The 17749-nt window shown below is 62.2% G+C and carries 19 protein-coding genes; 9 read left to right on the top strand and 10 right to left on the bottom strand.

The window, feature by feature from the left end; genetic code table 11:
• Positions 1–14: 14 nt before the first annotated feature.
• Positions 15–1157: a tRNA 2-thiouridine(34) synthase MnmA gene (gene mnmA / locus ACFQ3C_RS16100; protein ID WP_380793892.1), complete on the bottom strand. Its 1143-nt coding sequence runs from the start codon at positions 1155–1157 to the stop codon at positions 15–17.
• Positions 1158–1318: 161 nt separating this feature from the next.
• On the opposite strand from mnmA, the gene sciP reads away from it, so the two are divergent.
• The 5 genes from sciP to ACFQ3C_RS16075 all read left to right on the top strand — a co-directional run bounded on the left by sciP (position 1319) and on the right by ACFQ3C_RS16075 (position 7035).
• Complete coding sequence (gene sciP, locus ACFQ3C_RS16095; RefSeq protein ID WP_380793890.1) at positions 1319–1597, top strand: CtrA inhibitor SciP; 279 nt, start codon at positions 1319–1321, stop codon at positions 1595–1597.
• A 93-nt stretch (positions 1598–1690) separates the two neighbouring features.
• Complete coding sequence (gene ctrA / locus ACFQ3C_RS16090) at positions 1691–2407, top strand: response regulator transcription factor CtrA (RefSeq protein ID WP_380793888.1); 717 nt, start codon at positions 1691–1693, stop codon at positions 2405–2407.
• A 173-nt stretch (positions 2408–2580) separates the two neighbouring features.
• Entirely contained in the window at positions 2581–4701 is a 2121-nt protein-coding gene (ligA, locus tag ACFQ3C_RS16085) for an NAD-dependent DNA ligase LigA (RefSeq protein ID WP_380794122.1), read from the top strand.
• Complete coding sequence (gene recG, locus ACFQ3C_RS16080) at positions 4698–6788, top strand: ATP-dependent DNA helicase RecG (protein WP_380793886.1); 2091 nt, start codon at positions 4698–4700, stop codon at positions 6786–6788. The genes ligA and recG overlap by 4 nt, the downstream gene beginning before the upstream one ends.
• Before the next feature lie 124 nt (positions 6789–6912).
• Positions 6913–7035 carry a hypothetical protein gene (locus ACFQ3C_RS16075; RefSeq protein ID WP_380793884.1) on the top strand — a complete coding sequence of 41 codons (123 nt, stop codon included), beginning with the start codon at positions 6913–6915 and terminating at the stop codon, positions 7033–7035.
• Between the two features lie 236 nt (positions 7036–7271).
• Here the strand turns inward: ACFQ3C_RS16075 and ACFQ3C_RS16070 are convergent, their stop codons facing one another.
• On the bottom strand, positions 7272–7724 hold the full coding sequence (locus ACFQ3C_RS16070; RefSeq protein WP_380793882.1) for an iron-sulfur cluster assembly scaffold protein: 453 nt from the start codon (positions 7722–7724) through the stop codon (positions 7272–7274).
• An 81-nt stretch (positions 7725–7805) separates the two neighbouring features.
• On the opposite strand from ACFQ3C_RS16070, the gene hisI reads away from it, so the two are divergent.
• Positions 7806–8168, top strand: coding sequence for a phosphoribosyl-AMP cyclohydrolase (hisI, locus tag ACFQ3C_RS16065; protein ID WP_380793880.1), 363 nt, complete (start codon positions 7806–7808; stop codon positions 8166–8168).
• A 37-nt stretch (positions 8169–8205) separates the two neighbouring features.
• Here hisI and gluQRS read toward each other — a convergent pair whose 3' ends face one another.
• The 3 genes from gluQRS to ACFQ3C_RS16050 all read right to left on the bottom strand — a co-directional run bounded on the left by gluQRS (position 8206) and on the right by ACFQ3C_RS16050 (position 11599).
• The gene (gene gluQRS, locus ACFQ3C_RS16060; RefSeq protein ID WP_380793878.1) at positions 8206–9075 is read right to left on the bottom strand and encodes a tRNA glutamyl-Q(34) synthetase GluQRS; all 870 of its coding nucleotides are present in this window, start codon (positions 9073–9075) and stop codon (positions 8206–8208) included.
• 43 nt (positions 9076–9118) lie between these two features.
• Entirely contained in the window at positions 9119–10477 is a 1359-nt protein-coding gene (trmFO, locus tag ACFQ3C_RS16055; protein WP_380793876.1) for a methylenetetrahydrofolate--tRNA-(uracil(54)-C(5))-methyltransferase (FADH(2)-oxidizing) TrmFO, read from the bottom strand.
• A gap of 336 nt (positions 10478–10813) precedes the next feature.
• Entirely contained in the window at positions 10814–11599 is a 786-nt protein-coding gene (locus tag ACFQ3C_RS16050) for an enoyl-CoA hydratase (protein ID WP_380793874.1), read from the bottom strand.
• A gap of 58 nt (positions 11600–11657) precedes the next feature.
• Between ACFQ3C_RS16050 and ACFQ3C_RS16045 the strand changes: the two genes are divergently transcribed.
• From ACFQ3C_RS16045 to rpsI, 3 genes are all read left to right on the top strand, one after another.
• Positions 11658–12080, top strand: a complete 423-nt coding sequence (locus ACFQ3C_RS16045) for a PaaI family thioesterase (RefSeq protein ID WP_380793872.1) — start codon at positions 11658–11660, stop codon at positions 12078–12080.
• Positions 12081–12242: 162 nt separating this feature from the next.
• Complete coding sequence (rplM, locus tag ACFQ3C_RS16040; protein WP_380793870.1) at positions 12243–12704, top strand: 50S ribosomal protein L13; 462 nt, start codon at positions 12243–12245, stop codon at positions 12702–12704.
• A 2-nt stretch (positions 12705–12706) separates the two neighbouring features.
• The gene (gene rpsI / locus ACFQ3C_RS16035) at positions 12707–13195 is read left to right on the top strand and encodes a 30S ribosomal protein S9 (protein WP_380793868.1); all 489 of its coding nucleotides are present in this window, start codon (positions 12707–12709) and stop codon (positions 13193–13195) included.
• Between the two features lie 151 nt (positions 13196–13346).
• Here rpsI and ACFQ3C_RS16030 read toward each other — a convergent pair whose 3' ends face one another.
• The 5 genes from ACFQ3C_RS16030 to metA form a co-directional block, all read right to left on the bottom strand.
• A complete protein-coding gene (locus ACFQ3C_RS16030; RefSeq protein ID WP_380793866.1) occupies positions 13347–13988 on the bottom strand; it encodes a hypothetical protein in 642 nt (213 codons plus the stop codon).
• A gap of 294 nt (positions 13989–14282) precedes the next feature.
• Positions 14283–14900 (bottom strand): TetR/AcrR family transcriptional regulator, encoded by a 618-nt coding sequence (locus ACFQ3C_RS16025; protein ID WP_380793864.1) that lies wholly within the window; start codon positions 14898–14900, stop codon positions 14283–14285.
• Positions 14893–15762, bottom strand: coding sequence for a polyphosphate kinase 2 (gene ppk2, locus ACFQ3C_RS16020; protein WP_380793862.1), 870 nt, complete (start codon positions 15760–15762; stop codon positions 14893–14895). Before ppk2 ends, ACFQ3C_RS16025 begins: the two co-directional genes overlap by 8 nt.
• A 46-nt stretch (positions 15763–15808) precedes the next feature.
• Positions 15809–16798, bottom strand: coding sequence for an alpha/beta fold hydrolase (locus ACFQ3C_RS16015; protein WP_380793860.1), 990 nt, complete (start codon positions 16796–16798; stop codon positions 15809–15811).
• Positions 16782–17705, bottom strand: coding sequence for a homoserine O-acetyltransferase MetA (gene metA, locus ACFQ3C_RS16010; protein ID WP_380793858.1), 924 nt, complete (start codon positions 17703–17705; stop codon positions 16782–16784). The genes ACFQ3C_RS16015 and metA overlap by 17 nt, the downstream gene beginning before the upstream one ends.
• Positions 17706–17749: the final 44 nt, after the last annotated feature.

The raw sequence follows: 17749 nt of genomic DNA, 5'->3' as shown, positions 1-17749 counted from the left end.
CTGACCTAGCGGCTTCAGCCTTTCCAGATCCAGCCGCCACCCAGAACGCGGGTGCTGGCGGGATCGTAGAAGACACAAGCCTGTCCGGGTGACACGCCTTCTTCCGGTGTCAGCAGTTCGACCGTGGCCGTGGTCGCACCCAGCGGGCGGATCACCGCCTCGCGCGGGGGGCGGGTCGAGCGGACCTTGACCATCACATGCCATTCAGCTGCGCTGTCGAAAGGCGCATCGCCCAGCCAGTTGATCTCGCGCAGCGGCACGACACGGGTCGACAGCATCTCTTTCGGGCCGACGATCACGCGCTTCGTGTCCACATCCAGCTTGACCACATAAAGCGGGTCTTCCAGGCCACCGATGCCCAAGCCACGGCGCTGGCCGATCGTGTAATGGATGACACCCTTGTGTGTGCCCAGCACACGGCCTTCGCTGTCCACGATCTCGCCGGGTTCGGCGGCGCCGGGGCGCAGTTTTTCGATCACGGCGGCGTAGTTGCCGTTGGGCACAAAGCAGATGTCCTGGCTGTCGGGCTTGTCGGCCACGGGCAGGCCGTAGCGGGCCGCCAGTGCACGGGTTTCCGCCTTTGATTTCAGATGCCCAAGGGGAAACCGCAGGTAATCCAGCTGTTCCGCCGTGGTCGAGAACAGGAAATAGCTTTGATCGCGCGCCGCATCCGCCGCCGCGTGCAGTTCGGCGCCGGCCAGGCCCATCTTGCGCTGAATGTAGTGACCCGTCGCCATGCAATCGGCTTCAAGATCGCGGGCGGTTTCCAGCAGGTCCTTGAACTTCACGCGTTCGTTGCAGCGGATGCAGGGCACCGGCGTGGCGCCCGCAAGGTAGCTGTCGGCGAATTCGTCGATCACCGCGTCCTTGAAGACGTTTTCATAATCCAGCACATAATGCGGAAAACCCATGGTTTCGGCCACGCGGCGCGCATCATGGATATCAAGGCCCGCGCAGCAGGCGCCTTTCTTGGCCAGCGCCGCGCCATGGTCGTAAAGCTGCAGCGTGACGCCGACCACGTCATAGCCTTCCTCGGCCAGTTGTGCGGCGACCACGGAACTGTCCACGCCGCCCGACATCGCCACAACCACCCGCGTTTGCGAGGGCGGCTTGGCAAAGCCCAGCGAGTTCAGCGGGTGATCGGTATCGAGGGCCATCATGGCTTCCTTGGTCCTGGGGTGCGGCGGCTGTGCGGGGCTGTGCCTGTGCCGCGTAAAGTCTGCGAGAATATAGGAAAATCCAAGATACTCTCAACCCCCTGTTTCACCGGCTGTTAAACGCTCTGGCGCATTCATGCGGCATGAAAGGAAAAACAGGCATGTATCTCAAGAAGATCGATGGACCGCGCGCGGTGACGCTTCCTGACGGGTCGGTGATGACACGCGCCGATCTGCCACCACCCGATACGCGGCGTTGGGTGGCCAGCCGCAAGGCTGCCGTGGTGCGCGGTGTGCTCTGCGGTCTGATCACGCGGGCCGAAGCGCTGGAGCGTTACGGGCTGAGTGATGATGAATTCGACTGCTGGTTGCGCGCGATCCGCGACCATGGCGTTGCGGCCCTGAAAGCGACGGCCACGCAAAAATATCGACAACTTTAGGTTGGGGTGATAGTTTGCTGGGATTAGGTAACGGCGAATTAACTATTTTTGGTCAGGGTCGGGATCGATCGTGACCCTTTACGGAGAATATTTATGCGAGTGCTGCTTGTTGAAGATGATCCTACGACCTCGAAAAGCATCGAGATGATGCTGACCCATGCCAATCTGAACGTCTACACGACAGACCTGGGCGAGGAGGGGATCGATCTTGCCAAGCTTTATGACTACGATCTGATCCTTCTCGATCTGGGCCTGCCGGACATGCACGGGCATGAGGTGTTGCGCCAATTGCGTCTGGCACGGATCGAAACACCGATCCTGATCCTGTCCGCGGATGATGATACCGACAACAAGATCAAGGGCTTCGGCTTCGGCGCCGATGACTACCTGACGAAACCCTTCCATCGCGAAGAACTGGTTGCCCGGATCCATGCCATCATCCGTCGGTCCAAGGGGCATTCGCAATCCGTGATCCGCACCGGCAAGATCAGCGTCAACCTGGATGCCAAGACCGTCGATGTGAATGGCAAGGGCGTGCATCTGACCGGCAAGGAATACCAGATGCTGGAACTTCTGAGCCTGCGCAAGGGCACGACGCTGACCAAGGAGATGTTTCTGAACCATCTTTATGGCGGCATGGACGAGCCGGAACTCAAGATCATCGATGTTTTCATCTGCAAGCTGCGCAAGAAACTGGCCACGGCCACGGGCGGGGACAATTACATCGAAACGGTCTGGGGCCGGGGCTATGTGTTGCGCGATCCCGACCCGGCAACCCTGAGCGATCATCGCATGGCCATCGGCGCCTGATGTGTAACGCCTGTCTGGCGGTCATGCACCGCCAGTGACCTGTTTGCCTGTGCGGCAGGCACGGCCACACGGGTGGACTGGACCTTGACGGCAAGCCACCCTATCACTTCGGCTGTGAAGCAGCCTTGTGACAGGGGGCAGATGTGACGGACAACGCAAAGCCAAATGCTGCGGTGGAAGATCGCGCGCCCGAGGCCCTGACCCCCGCCGAGGCGGAGGCGGAACTCGCGCGGCTGGCGTCTTTGATCGACGCTGCGAATATCGCCTATCATCAGCAGGATGCGCCTGAGATTTCGGATGCAGACTATGACCGTCTGAAGCAGCGCAATGCCCGGATCGAGGAGCTGTTTCCCGACCTGAAGCGCGCCGACAGCCCCAGCGACCAGGTGGGCGCCCGGCTGGCCGAAGGGTTTGGCAAGGTTACCCATGCCGTACGGATGCTGTCGCTGGGGAACGCTTTCGCTGATGAAGATATTGCGGAGTTCGATGATTATATCCGCAAATACCTGAACCTCGGTCAGACCGATCTGACCTATACGGCCGAACCCAAGATCGACGGGCTCAGCCTGTCATTGCGCTATGAAAAGGGTGTGCTGGTGCAGGCCGCCACCCGCGGCGATGGCGAGGTGGGCGAGAATGTTACTGAAAACGCCCGCACGATTGCCGACATTCCCGCGCGGCTGACAGGGGCGCCAGACCTGCTTGAGGTGCGCGGTGAGGTCTATATGAGCCATGCCGATTTTGCGGCGCTGAACACCCGCCAGGCCGAAACCGGAGGCAAGGTTTTCGCCAATCCGCGCAACGCCGCCGCCGGATCGCTGCGTCAGCTGGATGCCGCGATGACCCGCGCGCGACCGTTGCGGTTCTTCGCCTATGGCTGGGGGGCCCTGTCCGAACCGCTGGCCGAAACGCAGATGGGCGCGATCGACAGGCTGGCCGCGCTGGGTTTCGTGACAAATGACCTGACCCGCCTGTGCCGGGGACCCGAGGAGATGCTGACCCACTACCGCGCAATCGAGGGACGGCGCGCCACGCTGGGCTATGATATCGACGGGGTTGTCTACAAGGTGAACGATCTCGCGCTGCAGGCGCGGCTGGGGTTTCGCTCGACCACGCCGCGGTGGGCCATCGCGCACAAGTTTCCGGCCGAACTGGCCTGGACCCGGCTTGAAGGGATCGACATCCAGGTGGGGCGGACCGGCGCGCTGTCGCCGGTTGCGCGGCTGCTGCCCGTCACCGTGGGGGGCGTTGTCGTGTCCAATGCGACGCTGCATAACGAGGATTATATCGCAGGGCGCGATGCGCGCGGCAATCCGATCCGCGAGGGCAAGGATATCCGCATCGGTGACTGGGTGCAGGTCTACCGGGCGGGCGATGTGATCCCCAAGATCGCGGATGTCGATCTGTCCAAACGCCCGGATGACGCGATCCCCTTCGTTTTCCCGGACCATTGCCCCGAGTGCGGATCCGTCGCGATCCGCGAGGAGGGCGACGCGGTGCGCCGCTGTACCGGCGGTCTGGTGTGCCCCGCGCAAGCTGTTGAAAAGTTGAAGCATTTTGTCAGCCGCGCCGCCTTTGACATCGAAGGGTTGGGGGCCAAACAGGTCGAGATGTTTTATCGCGACGACCAGCTTGCAATTCGTGAGCCGGCCGACATCTTCACGCTGCAACAGCGGGACGCGGCCAGCCTGGCGCGCCTGAAGAACCGCGAGGGCTGGGGCGAAAAAAGCGCGAGCAACCTGTTCCAGGCCATTGAGGATAAACGCAAAATACCGTTTGGACGATTGCTGTTCGCGCTTGGCATCCGCCATGTCGGCGAGGCCGCGTCGAACCTGATTGCCAGCCATTACATCACATGGGACGCATTCATGCGGGCGATGGACGGGGCCGCGGATCTTGAGGGCGCGGATTGGGATGACCTGCTGTCCATCGACGGGGTCGGACAGGTCATGGCCAGGGCGCTTGTGACCGCCTTCTCGCAGGAGGGAGAGCGCGCAAGCATCGACCGGCTTGTCGCGCAGCTGGATGTGCAGGATGCAAGGCGCATCGTGGCCGATGGCAGCCCGATCGCCGGCAAGACCATCGTCTTTACCGGGACGCTGGAAAAGATGACACGAGCCGAGGCCAAGGCGCGGGCGGAAACATTGGGGGCCAAGGTGGCCGGGTCCGTCAGCGCCAAGACCGACATTCTTGTGGCCGGTCCGGGCGCGGGGTCCAAGGCGAAAAAGGCGCAGGAGCTGGGCATCGAAACCCTGGACGAGGACGGCTGGTTGAGCCTGATCGGCGCGGCATGAGCGGGCGGCCCGAAATCCTGTTCCCGCTTTTCGCCGGGATCGAGACGCTTGAAGGGGTCGGGCCCAAGACCGCGCAACTTCTGGAGCATCTGCAGATCGCGCGCCCGCGCGATCTGATCTTCACGCTGCCGCATTCCGGTGTGGATCGCGCGCGCCGCGCCTCTGTGCGCGATGCGGTGCTGCCGCAGGTTGTCACGGTCGAGGTCGAGATCGGCAAGCACATGCCGCCGCGCACCAAATCGGGCGCCTACCGGATCGTGGTCGAGGATGCGGCGACCTCGTTCCAGTTGGTGTTCTTCCATGCGCGCGGGGATTATCTGCAAAAACAATTGCCTACCGGGCAAAGGCGCGTGGTGTCCGGGCGGGTGGAGCTGTTCGACGGGATCGCGCAGATGGTGCATCCCGATCATATCCTGCGCCCCGAAGAGGCCGGAGAGATTCCCGCTTTCGAACCGGTCTATCCGCTGACCGCCGGGGTCAGCCAAAAGCAGATGTTCAAGGCGGCGCAATCCGCGCTGACGCGTGTTCCCGACCTTGCCGAATGGATCGATCCCGCCCAGAAAAAGCGTGCGGGCTGGCCGGATTGGGCCGATGCGGTGCGTCAAGCGCACGCGCCTGTCCGCCCCGAGGACCTGGCCGCGACGGCACCGTCCCGCGAAAGGCTGGCCTATGATGAAATGATGGCCCATCAGATCACGCTTGCCCTGGCGCGGGCGCGGTTGCGGCGGGCCAAGGGGCGCGAAAGCCACGGAACCGGGCAGTTGCAGCAGCGCGTTCTGGCGTCACTTCCCTATGCGCCGACAGGGGCGCAGATGCGCGCCATCGAGGATATCGCGCGCGACATGGCCATGCCGCAGCGCATGAACCGGCTGTTGCAGGGCGATGTCGGGGCGGGCAAGACGCTTGTCGCTTTCCTTGCGCTGCTGATCGCGGTCGAGGCCGGCGGGCAGGGTGTGATGATGGCCCCTACCGAAATCCTGGCGCGTCAACATCTGGAAAGCCTGCGTCCGATGGCCGAGGCCGCTGGTGTGGTGCTGGAGATCCTGACCGGTCGCGACAAGGGCGCAGAGCGGCGCAGCAAGCTAGAGGCGCTGGCGCGCGGTGATATCCGGATCCTTGTAGGGACGCATGCCGTCTTTCAGAAGGACGTGGAATTTGCCGATCTGCGGCTGGCGGTGGTGGATGAGCAGCATCGCTTCGGGGTGCGGCAGCGGCTGGAACTGGGCCGGAAAGGTGACGCGGCGGATGTTCTGGTGATGACTGCCACCCCGATCCCGCGATCGTTGGCGCTGGCCCAATATGGTGACATGGATGTCTCGGTTCTGGATGAAAAACCGCCCGGCCGTCAGCCGATCAAGACGGCCATGGTCTCGACCGCGCGGATGGAGGAGGTGGTCAGCCATCTGCGGCGCGCGATACTGGAGGGGCGGCAGGCCTATTGGGTCTGCCCCTTGGTCGATGAAAGCGAAGTAGTCGATCTGACCGCCGCCGAGGAGCGTTTCAAGCATCTGCGGGCGGTCTTGGGTGAAGGCAATGTCGGTCTTGTACATGGGCAGATGCCGGCGGCCGACAAGGACGCGGCGATGGCGGATTTCCAGTCAGGCCGCGTCGCGGTCCTGGTGGCAACCACGGTGATCGAGGTTGGCGTCAACGTGCCGAATGCCACGATCATGGTGATCGAACAGGCAGAGATCTTCGGGCTGGCACAGCTGCACCAGTTGCGCGGCCGCGTCGGGCGGGGGGCAGGTGCGTCCACCTGCCTTTTGCTATATCGTGCGCCCCTGTCCGAAACCGCCGAGCGCCGCCTGACCACCCTGCGCGATACCGAGGACGGCTTCCGCATCTCCGAAACCGACCTTGAGATGCGCGGCGCGGGCGATCTGATCGGCACCGCGCAATCGGGCTTGCCAAGGTTCCGGGTGGCCGATCTGGAACGGCAGGCTGCCCTGATGGCGATCGCGCAAAGCGATGCGCGCAAATTGATGACGGACGATCCCACACTGGAGAGCCCGCGCGGCAACGCGGCGCGGGTGCTTCTGTGGCTGATGGAGCAGGATCAGGCGATACGGTTGATTTCCGTGGGTTAACCCCCTTTTATCGGTGAAATGCTGTTTTGTTCTCAAATGTTCTCATAAAGTTCTTTACAGGATGTGAAGAATATGAGAACAAAGGAGCAACAGACACCAGATAGCCATGTGAAAGGTCAGCCAGATGTTCGCACAGATCAAAACCGTCATCGAACGTTCCCGCGACACGCTGTTGTCGGATGCAATCGGTGCCATGGCGCTGATGGTCATTCTGGTGGTCGGCCTGCACCTTCCCAGTTTTTCCTGAAAGGATCATTCCAGTTTCTGCCTGCGGTCCTGATCCGGTGGCATGCGGCATCTCTGTCCCAACCTGATGCCAGCCTGACGGATACTGCCTGTTCCGACATCATTCAGGGCGATCCCCCGCTCTGATGCATTGCTCCGCCCAAACAGGACACGCCACTTTCCGCCGCCTTCCAGATTGGAAGTGCGGCGGTTTTTTTATGCGTAGGTTCAGGCCCAGTCAGGCACAGTCAGGCCCAGTCAGGCGCAGTGGGCCTGTTCCGCCTCGGCCACGGCCTGTGCGGTGGCTTCAAGTGACAACAGGATCGAGGCGTGACGGTTCTTGTATTCGCGCGCCGGGCGCAGCACCTCAAGCCCGTCAAAGGGGGCGGGCGGGGTCGGGCCGTCGGACTTCAGCATTGCCTTGAGAGCTTCAAGCGCGGCTTCGATCTGGGCACGATCGCAGCCGATGACGGCATGGCCCACGACGGCCGCCGCAGCCTGACCAAGCGCGCAGGCCTTCACATCCTGGGCATAGTCGGCGATCTTGCCATCCTTCAGAACCACATCCACAGTGACCGTGGATCCGCAAAGCGGAGAGCGGCGCTTGACCGTGGCATCGGGATGGGCCAGCCGCGTAGTATGCGGAATATCCGCGGCAAGTGCCAGAATACGCGAGGAATACAGCTTGATCAGATCGGTGTCGCTGCTCATGCCTTGGTCCTTTCGACGCTTTCCCTTTTCGTCCCTTGCCCCTAAATAGGGCGCAACCTGTCCGAAGCAAAGGCTTTTACGATGACATTCGATCCGGCCACACTGGTTTACAACGACGCAGGGCTGATCCCGGTGATTGCACAGGACGATGCGACGAACGAGATCCTGATGATGGCCTGGATGAACGCCGAGGCTGTCGCGCGGACCTTGCAGACCGGGCATGTGACCTATTGGAGCAGGTCGCGCCGGGCCTTCTGGATCAAGGGGGAAAGCAGCGGCAACCGGCAGGAACTGGTCGAGCTGCGGGTGGATTGTGACCGGGATTGCCTGCTGGTCAGGGTGCGCCAGACCGGGCCCGCCTGTCACACGAACCGGCGCAGCTGTTTTTACACGGCGGTACGCGACGGGGCCGAGGTGGAGCTGATGGCGCCGGTTGCGAACTGAGTAACTGTCGTAATTACAGCAATCTACGCGTCTATCTTCAGGTATTAATCATCTGCCAGACCTGGTCCGGGGTCTTGCCTTCCGCGCGGTAGGTGGCGATGGCGCGGGCATCATCCCGCTTGGCCAGGCGCTTGCCGCGATCATCCCGGATCAGGCGGTGATGGTGATAGATCGGGGTCGGCAGACCCAGCAGGCGTTGCAGAAGAACATGGATCGGGGTGGCCTCGAACAGGTCGGCGCCGCGCGTGACATGGGTGATCTGCTGTGCCGCATCATCCAGCACCACCGACAAATGATAGGATGTGCCCATATCGCGCCGGGCCAGGACCACATCGCCAACACTGTCTAAAAGATACTCTGTATCAATATGTTGCAGGCCGCTTTGTATATTCCGGACTGTGCCTGTCTCGGTAAAGGTCAAGGGGTTGGACAGGGTCTGAAGCGCGCGCGCCATGTTCAGGCGCAAGGCCTGCTGCGGCAGCGGGGCGGCGCCGTCATGATCGCGCCGGCAGGTGCCCGGATAGACCGGGCCATCCGGGCCGATCGGCGGCGTGGCACCTTCCTGCGGCGCCGCGGCGGCATCAAGGATGTCGCGGCGCGAACAGTGGCAGTCATAGATCAGGCCACGTGCCCACAGGCCCCGCAAGGCCGCGCTATAGGCCGGCATGCGATCCGACTGGCGCATGATGGGGCCATCCCAGCGCAGGCCAAGCCACAGCAGGTCCTCCTTGATCAGGGCCTCCCATTCGGGGCGGGCGCGTGTCTGGTCGATGTCTTCGATCCGCAGCAGGAAATCACCACCCGCCGCGCGGGCCATGTCATGTGCGACAGTGGCAGCAAAGGCATGGCCCAGATGCAGGGGCCCCGTCGGGGAAGGTGCGAATCTGGTGATGACCTTTGTTTTCATTCAATGACTTGCGGGTTGAACATGATGCAGCTTGGCCGCGCTGTTACTGCGCGGCCATCGCGTTTGACCCTGCCAGCCATTCCGTCCAGGCGGCCTTGGCGCGGTCGGTATAGGCCTTATAGCGGTCCTTGCGTCCACGTCGGCCGCCTTTCAGGCCGTCGATGGGTCTGAACAGGCCGAAGTTCACGTTCATTGGCTGGAAGGTCTTGGCCTCGGCCCCGCCGGTGATGTGATGGATCAGCGCGCCCATGGCGCTGTCCTGCGGCGGGCTGATCAACGGGTGTCCCAGAATTTCGGCTGCGGCCATGCGGCCTGCCAGAAGGCCCATTGCGGCGCTTTCGACATAGCCCTCAACCCCGGTGATCTGTCCGGCAAAGCGGATATGCGGGCGCGAGCGCAGCCGCATCTGATCGTCCAGCAAGGTCGGAGAGTTGATGAACGTGTTGCGGTGGATGCCGCCAAGGCGGGCGAAACTGGCATCCTGAAGGCCAGGTATCATCTTGAAAACAGCGGTTTGTGCGCCGTACTTCATCTTGGTCTGGAAGCCCACGATATTGTAGAGCGTGCCCAGCGCATTGTCGCGACGCAGTTGCACCACGGCATAGGGTTTCTTGTCCGGCTGATGCGGATTGGTCAGGCCCACGGGTTTCATCGGCCCGAAACGCAGGGTTTCGCGGCCGCGTTCGGCCATCACCTCGATCGGCAGGCAGCCGTCGAAATAGCCGGCTGTCTCACCCTCGTGGAACTCGGTCTTGTCGGCGGCCAGAAGCGAGTCGATGAAGGCCTCGTACTGGTCCTTGGTCATCGGGCAGTTGATATAGGCCTTTTGTTCGGCTTCGGTTTCGCCCTTGTCATAGCGGGATTGTTCCCAGGCGATCGACATGTCGATGGTGTCGGCGTAGACGATGGGCGCGATCGCATCGAAAAAGGCCAGCGCATCGGTGCCGGTCTCTGCCGCGATGGCGCGGCCCAGACCCTCGCTGGTCAAGGGGCCGGTGGCGATGATCCAATGCCCGGTATCGGGCAGGGTGGTGATCTCGTTGTAATCGACGCTGACATTGGGATGGGCGGTCAGGGCGGCGGTCACCGATTCCGCGAAAGGGTCGCGGTCAACGGCCAGGGCCCCGCCTGCGGGCAAGCGATGTTTCTGCGCCATTTCCATGATCAGTCCGCCGGCCGCGCGCATTTCCCAATGCAGCAGTCCCACGGCGTTCTGTTCGTCATCATCCGAACGAAACGAGTTGGAGCAGACCATCTCGGCCAGATGGCCGGTGCGATGGGCGAAGGTTGCCACCTTGGGCCGCATCTCGTGAATGACGACGCGCAGGCCCATGTTGGCGGCCTGCCAGGCGGCCTCTGATCCGGCCATGCCGCCGCCGATGATATGAAGGGTTTTGTCCATGCTGCTGATCTAGGCCAAGTGCCGGCTTTTGAAAAGGGGCTTGGCACGGCCGCGTCTGCAAGGAGGAGGGAGGTCGAGTGGGTCACCCGTTTCATGTTTCGGCGGTCAGAGAGAGGCTGACCTGGAGGGAAACTGCCGGAGGTGACCCACACCCGCTTCAGTATGGCGATCATTCAACCGCCTTTGGATGGAGTATCAGCGATGATTGCGGCAGCCAAGTGGCAAATGTGGAAATTATAGGGCTGTAAATGGGAAACATTTACCGAAAATTGCCTGAATGACGCCCTGACTGGCAAGCGCCCGCCGATCGTCGGCGAAGCCCTGCCAAAGATGCACTTATTGCGTCCAGTCGGGGGGGCGCTTTTCCAGGAAGGCGCTTATTCCTTCGGCCGTATCGCGATAAAGCATGTTCTGCACCATCACCTCGCCGGTATAGTCATAGGCCTGGTCTATCGGCATGCCGATCTGGGTGTAGAACGCCTGCTTGCCGATCTTGACGGCCGCGCCCAGTTTTTCGGCTACCATGCCTGCCAGGGCGGCGGTTTCCTGTGCCAGGGATTCGGGCGGCACCACGCGGTTGACCAGGCCCAGCGCCTCGGCGCGGGTGGCGGGAATGAACTGTCCGGTGGTCAACATCTCGAAGGCTTGCTTGCGCGGGATGTTGCGGGTCAGCGCGACCATCGGGGTCGAACAGAACAGGCCGATGTTGACGCCATTGACGCCAAAGCGCGTGCCTTCTGCCGCGACGGCCATGTCGCAGCTTGCCACCAGCTGGCAGCCGGCCGCCGTGGCGATGCCATGGACCTGCGCGATGACAGGCTGGGGCAGGCGCTGGATCGAGGTCATCATCCTGGCGCAGCGATCGAACAGGTCCTTGAAATAGGCCTTGCCGCCATCTTCGGCCTGCCGGCCTGCCGTCATTTCCTTGAGGTCGTGACCGGCGCAGAAGGCTTTGCCCTCGCCCGACAGGATGATGGCGCGGATGCTGCGATCTTCGGCCAGCGCGTCGAATTCCCCCTGAAGGGCCGCCAGCATGGCGTCTGACAGCGCGTTCAGCTTATCCGGGGCGTTCATCCGCAAATGCGCGACCGCGCCCGTGTCGTTACGTTCCAGCAATGCCATCTTGTCCTCCCGCGATGTTCCGTCCAACTCTAGGCGCAAGTCGAAAGGGAGAACAAGCATGGCGTTGAAGATGACGCGCGAGGATCTGGAAGAGTTCGTCAGCCAGGTGTTTCCGCAGGTGGCCGAGGATTTCACGGTCATGGAGGTGGCGCCCATGGAGATAACCGTGCGCCTGAACGTGGGTGAGCGGCATCTTCGCCCCGGCGGTACGATATCGGGACCGTCCATGTTCAGCCTGGCCGATGTGTCGATCTATCTTGCGATCATGGCCATGATCGGCCCCAAGGCGCTGGCTGTGACAACGAACTCCAGCATGGATTTCATGCGCAAACCCGCGGCGGGGGTGGATCTGATCGCCAAATGCCGCCTGCTGAAGCTGGGCCGCGTTCTGGCCGTGGGGGATGTGCTGCTCTATTCGGAAGGGATGGCCGAACCGGTTGCGCGGGCCGCGATGACCTATTCGATCCCTCCAAAGGGGTAAAAAAATGGGGTATTCTGATACCGATTTTGCAAGTCACTGAATTTGCAGTATTAATTGCGGTGTATGGTGCTTGACTATGCGTTGCGGGCGGATATAACCCCGCAATCGCATTGGACAGGCCCCGAACGGTTCTGTCCCGAACTGAACAAGGGTAACCCCGCAATGAAAACCTTTTCTGCTACTCCGGCGGATATCGACAAGAAATGGATCCTGATCGACGCCGAGGGCGTTGTTCTGGGCCGTCTTGCCTCGATCGTCGCCATGCGCCTGCGCGGCAAGCACAAGCCTTCCTTCACGCCCCATATGGATATGGGTGACAACGTGATCATCATCAACGCCGACAAGGTGCAGATGACCGGCAAGAAGCGCGCCGAGAAGAAATACTACTGGCACACCGGGCATCCCGGCGGGATCAAGCACCGCACCGCGGCGCAGATCCTGGAAGGCGCCCATCCCGAGCGTGTCGTGACTGCCGCCGTCAAGCGGATGCTGCCCGGCAACAAGCTGTCGCGCCAGGTGATGACCAACCTGCGCGTCTATGCCGGTGCCGCCCATCCGCACGAGGCGCAAGCGCCTGTGGTGCTGGATGTGAAATCCATGAACTCCAAGAATACGCGGGTGTAATGATGGCTGATCAGATCAATTCCCTTGAAGAGCTGGGCGCCGCCACCGGCGCTGCCGCAGCACCTGTAGAGATTGCCGCCCCCCGTGAGCCCGTTCGCGACTCGCTGGGCCGTTCCTATGCGACCGGCAAGCGGAAGGACGCGGTTGCCCGCGTCTGGATCAAGCCGGGTTCCGGCAAGGTCACCGTGAACGGCAAGGAAATGGCTGCCTATTTCGCGCGTCCGGTGCTGCAGATGATCCTGCGCCAGCCGTTCACCATCGCTGGTGTCACCGATCAGTTCGACGTCATGGCCACGGTGGCCGGCGGCGGCCTGTCGGGCCAGGCCGGTGCGGTCAAGCACGGTATCTCGAAAGCGTTGCAGCTTTATGATCCCAGCCTGCGTGCCGCACTGAAGGCCGCCGGGTTCCTGACCCGCGACAGCCGCGTGGTCGAGCGCAAGAAGTACGGCAAGGCCAAGGCGCGCAAGAGCTTCCAGTTCTCCAAGCGCTAAGATATTGCCATGTCAGAAATCGGGCCGCCTTCGGGCGGCCCTTTTTCTTTGTGCGGTGTCATATTTGTCCGGGGCATCGGCCAGAGACCAGGCATGAAAAAAGGGCGGATCCCGCAGGATCCGCCCCTCGTTGTTCGTCCGAACCGAGGGCTCAGCCGCCGAACACGTTGAAATCGTAGGACAGGATGAAGGACAGCGTCGCATCGGCGTTGTCTGCATCTTCATACAGCAGCGAGAAGGCAGCGCCTTCGGCGAAGCCGTAGCTGGCGCCAACTTCGGCGTAGTTGTAATCGACCGCGTCATCGACGGTGCCCAGCAGGACATAGGCGCTGATTGCGTCCGAGAAGGCATATTCGACGCTTGCGCTGACATCGGTGATGTCGGAGTCCGGATAGAACTCGACCGCGCCGCCCAGCGACAGGGTGTCGGACAGGCCATAACCCAGTTCCAGCGTGACGTAATAGTCGTCGTAGTTGTCTTCCAGGTAGTACGCGGTTGCGGTCAGGCTGTAGGACAGGCCGCTGGCCAGTTCGTTGCCGTAACCGGCATAGAGTTCCAGCTCGTAGTCATAGGTCGGATCTTCGTAGAGGCTGGCAACCCAGATACCGCCGAACAGGCCGTTGTAGGAGCCTTCGACATAACCTTCGCCGTAGTTCTCGACATGGTCGAAACCGTCGGCAGTCACGGTGTAGGTTGCGGCCACGCCTGCATCCAGGCTGAAGCTTTCGGCTTGCGCGGCGACCGGCAGGGCCAGCAGGGCTGCGGCTGCTCCGAGCATCGTTGTCTTTTTCATGGAACGTCCCTTCGTTCTTGGTGCTGAATGTTAAACTTCGTTTTTTCCGACCGGATCACGGGCGCCGGTATCGCTTTTACCGCTTAAAAATGCGGGTTTAGCCGCTCTATGTGGCGCTTCATGATCCTTGTCAATTGGTGCGATGCGGCAGTGCAGCATCGACCTTGGGACTGTCATATTCCGGTTACAGATTCGAGGTCCAGAGCCGCATGGCTGCTGAGGCTTTGTTCATCAGTCAGAAAGGTCAGAATGCCTGACTTTGCCTGAAAAGCAGGCAAAGTGATCGGAGTTTGATTACTTGTCGGGCGCAATAAGGCCCAATCCGCGCAGGTAGATGCCGATCCCCGACTCAAGAAGGTCTTCGGGCGGGAAGGGGGCGACCGTGCCGGGCGAGTTGCGGGCAAAGAGTTCGACAACCCCATGCGACATGGCCCAGATATGGGCCGAGAACATGCTGGCGGGGGGGCGTTTGTCCGGCGGGATATGCTGGCTGAGCTCGGACGCCGCCGTTTCCAGCACGGCGCGTGCGCGCGATGCGGCAAGGGCAAGGTCGGCATTGCGATTGACCGAGATGCCGCTTTCGAACATCGCGATGTAATGGCCGGGATATTTGCGGGCAAAGGCCAGATAGGCGCGTCCCGTCGCCTCGAAGGCGGCCAGGGCCGAGGGTTGGCCCGACTCGTAGGCCCGTTGCATCACCTCTGCGAAAATCTCGTAGCCCTGGCGGGCGGCTTCGGCGATCAGATCCTCGCGGCCCTCAAAGTGGCGATAGACGGCGGCAGGGGTGACGCCTGCCTGTTTCGCGGCTTCCGAGAGGGTGAAGCCGGTCGGGCCCTGGCGCGTGATCAACTCAAGCGCGGCATCCACCAGGGCCTGGCGCAGGTTCCCGTGGTGATAGCCCTGCTTACGCATCCCACAGGTCCGGCCCGCCGCAAATCGACGGATCTGTAGCGCCGATCGCGGATTTGTCCTTGCCCGCGTAATCGAGGGCCGACAGAACATGGCGGATCACGGCCAGGCGGGCGCGTTTCTTGTCATCGGATTTCACGATGGTCCAGGGGGCGGCGTCGGTATGGCTGCGGTGCAGGGTTTCGCGGATCGCGTCGCTGTAGGCATCCCATTTATGCAGGCCGTCCACGTCGATCCGGCTGAGTTTCCATTGTTTCAGCGGATCGGATTCGCGCGCCAGAAAGCGGCGTAGCTGTTCGGCGCGGCCCACGTTGAGCCAGATCTTGAACAGGTGAACGCCTTCATCCACCAGCATGTTTTCAAATTCGGGTACCTGGCGGAAGAAATGCTCGCGCTGGGTGTCCGTGCAAAAGCCGAAGACATGTTCGACGACACCGCGATTGTACCAGCTGCGATCATACAGAACGATGTCACCCCCGGCAGGCAGGTGGTCGATGTAGCGCTGGAAATACCATTGCGTGGCTTCGGTATCCGATGGCTTGGACAGGGCCACCACGCGCGCGCCGCGCGGGTTGAGGTTCTGGGTGAAGCGCCCGATCGTGCCACCCTTGCCGGCGGCATCGCGGCCCTCGAAGATGATGGCGATGCGGGCCCCGGACGCGCGGGCCCAGTGCTGCATCTTGACCAGTTCGATCTGCAGCGCCTCCATCTGCTTGTCATAGGCCTTGCCGCTCATTTCCGCGGGATAGGGGTAATCGGGGTTGATCAGCGCGTTCTTGTCGGCCGACCGGATCGCGGCGCGGATATGCGCGGGCGCGTGATGTTCGAAGAAATCGCTGATCGCGCCGTCGAATGGCAGGCTCATGGCGGGCTACCCCCTTGTTTTACCTGACTATGGCCCAGCGGCCGGATCAACGCAATCGGGCGCGGACCGCGGCGCGGTGGATCGCCTCATGCACAGCGTCGGGGGCCGCGTGGTGGGGCATGTGGCCTATTCCATCCAGCCGGGTCAGCACGGCGTCGGGGATCTGGCGGGCCAGCGGTTCGGAATGGATATGGATCGGCACCACGTCATCTGCGGTGCCATGCACGATCTCGACCGGCATCGGCAGCGTCGGATAGCGCGCGGCCATCTCGACGACATGGGGGCGCAGCGAATTGACCTGCCGGGCATTGGCGCGCAGGGTTTCCCGCCGCAGGGTCAGCCCGGCGCCGATGTAATCGGCATAGCCGGGCGGTGGGGATTGCGGCGCAAAGATACCGTCCAGCGCTGCATCGACACGGGCCATGGGCGCATAGGCCGAGATCAGCGGCACCACCGCCGCCCCGCCCAGCGATGAAGACGCGATGTCATAGAAGGCCCCAAGCCCGCCCGGCCAGGGGTTGGACGCGCCCGCCAGCACCACAAGGGCCGCGGTGTCTTGCGGCCGGTTCAGCCCCCAGGCCAGCGCCACCGCGCCGCCATAGGAATGGCCCAGCACGATGGGACGGTTCACGCCAAGCTGATCGGCGGCCGCCTGAAGGAATGCGGCTTGCTGTGTCGGGCTTTCGGCGGCTGTGTTGAACGGGCCGCCGAAATCGTCCGATACCCGGTCGGTCCAGCCCAGGCCGGGCCGGTCGAAGACGATCACGCGGTAGTCATCCTTGAGCCGCTCGACAAAGGAAAAGGTGAAATCGCGCGTGTTGCCCGATGCGCCGTGGATCAGCACCAGATCGGGCCCGCGCCCTTCGACATGGGCGTGTACCTGCCGCCCGTTGACATCCAGCAGCTGCCCCGTCGGAGGGAAGCTGGCCTCTGCGCCGGCCTCACGCGTGTCGGCGCGGCGGTCCACGATGGCCCCGCATCCGCCCAGAAGCGCGACTGTGGCGATGAAGCTGATCACTTTAAGTACCGATGGCATCCAGGTCGAACGGGGTTGACTGATAAATCTGGTTTATCCAGTTGCCATATAGAAGGTGCGCGTGACTTCTCCAGCGATTGAGCGGCGTCCTCGCGGGATCGTCATCGGGGTAGTAGTTCAGCGGCACGTTGATCGGTGTGCCGCTGTGGACGTCGCGGTCATATTCCTGCTTCAGCGTATCGCTGTCATATTCGAAATGATTGAAGATATAGAGCGCGCGATGGGCCGGGTCCTCGATCAGGGCCGGTCCCACCTCATCGCTGGCCAGAAGGGTGATCAGGCCGGGGATCCTGTCGATCTCGGTCTGTTTCACCTCGGTCCAGCGGCTGACGGGGATCACGCAATCGTCCGAGAACCCGCGCAGATAGGGCGAGGCGGGCGCCATGTTGCGATGGCGGAAACAGCCAAAGGCCTTGTGATCCAGCATGTGTTTCTTCACGCCGTGAAAATGGTGGATCATCGCCATGCCGCCCCAGCAGACGCCGAATGTCGATTGGACATGGGTTTGCGTCCAGTCGAAGACCTGGCACAGTTCCTCCCAATAGGTGACGTCTTCGAAGGGAAGATGTTCGATGGGCGCGCCGGTGATGATCAACCCGTCATATTTCTCGCCTGTCTGCGCCACTTCGCTGAAGGGGCGGTAGAAACTTTCCATATGTTCGGCAGCGGTATTCCTGGTCTGATGTTCCGACATGCGGATCAGCGACAGTTCGATCTGCAAGGGCGTCGCCCCGATCAGGCGGGCGAACTGGTTTTCGGTCTGGATCTTCTTGGGCATCAGGTTCAGCAACCCGATCCGCAAGGGGCGGATATCCTGGCGCGCGGCCTGATCCTCGTCCATGACCATGACACCTTCGCGCGTCAGGACGTCGAAGGCAGGCAGGGTGGACGGGATCTTGATGGGCATTGCGGTCAGTCCTTGATGGTCATGTGTCGTGGTGGTCTTTCGGA

The organism is Seohaeicola saemankumensis (assembly GCF_042678485.1).
Taxonomy (GTDB): Bacteria; Pseudomonadota; Alphaproteobacteria; order Rhodobacterales; family Rhodobacteraceae; genus Seohaeicola; species Seohaeicola saemankumensis.
The sequence above is the reverse complement of the archived record's forward strand: the minus strand, read 5'-3'. Positions and strand labels throughout refer to the sequence as shown.

Bases quoted from the DNA above. Each gene is read 5' to 3' on its own strand.
- mnmA (WP_380793892.1), bottom strand. From the start codon at position 1,157: ATGGCCCTCGATACCGATCACCCGCTGAACTCGCTGGGCTTTGCCAAG.
- sciP (WP_380793890.1), top strand. From the start codon at position 1,319: ATGTATCTCAAGAAGATCGATGGACCGCGCGCGGTGACGCTTCCTGAC.
- ctrA (WP_380793888.1), top strand. From the start codon at position 1,691: ATGCGAGTGCTGCTTGTTGAAGATGATCCTACGACCTCGAAAAGCATC.
- recG (WP_380793886.1), top strand. From the start codon at position 4,698: ATGAGCGGGCGGCCCGAAATCCTGTTCCCGCTTTTCGCCGGGATCGAG.
- ACFQ3C_RS16075 (WP_380793884.1), top strand. From the start codon at position 6,913: ATGTTCGCACAGATCAAAACCGTCATCGAACGTTCCCGCGACACGCTG.
- ACFQ3C_RS16070 (WP_380793882.1), bottom strand. From the start codon at position 7,724: ATGAGCAGCGACACCGATCTGATCAAGCTGTATTCCTCGCGTATTCTG.
- hisI (WP_380793880.1), top strand. From the start codon at position 7,806: ATGACATTCGATCCGGCCACACTGGTTTACAACGACGCAGGGCTGATC.
- gluQRS (WP_380793878.1), bottom strand. From the start codon at position 9,075: ATGAAAACAAAGGTCATCACCAGATTCGCACCTTCCCCGACGGGGCCC.
- trmFO (WP_380793876.1), bottom strand. From the start codon at position 10,477: ATGGACAAAACCCTTCATATCATCGGCGGCGGCATGGCCGGATCAGAG.
- ACFQ3C_RS16050 (WP_380793874.1), bottom strand. From the start codon at position 11,599: ATGGCATTGCTGGAACGTAACGACACGGGCGCGGTCGCGCATTTGCGG.
- ACFQ3C_RS16045 (WP_380793872.1), top strand. From the start codon at position 11,658: ATGGCGTTGAAGATGACGCGCGAGGATCTGGAAGAGTTCGTCAGCCAG.
- rplM (WP_380793870.1), top strand. From the start codon at position 12,243: ATGAAAACCTTTTCTGCTACTCCGGCGGATATCGACAAGAAATGGATC.
- rpsI (WP_380793868.1), top strand. From the start codon at position 12,707: ATGGCTGATCAGATCAATTCCCTTGAAGAGCTGGGCGCCGCCACCGGC.
- ACFQ3C_RS16030 (WP_380793866.1), bottom strand. From the start codon at position 13,988: ATGAAAAAGACAACGATGCTCGGAGCAGCCGCAGCCCTGCTGGCCCTG.
- ACFQ3C_RS16025 (WP_380793864.1), bottom strand. From the start codon at position 14,900: ATGCGTAAGCAGGGCTATCACCACGGGAACCTGCGCCAGGCCCTGGTG.
- ppk2 (WP_380793862.1), bottom strand. From the start codon at position 15,762: ATGAGCCTGCCATTCGACGGCGCGATCAGCGATTTCTTCGAACATCAC.
- ACFQ3C_RS16015 (WP_380793860.1), bottom strand. From the start codon at position 16,798: ATGCCATCGGTACTTAAAGTGATCAGCTTCATCGCCACAGTCGCGCTT.
- metA (WP_380793858.1), bottom strand. From the start codon at position 17,705: ATGCCCATCAAGATCCCGTCCACCCTGCCTGCCTTCGACGTCCTGACG.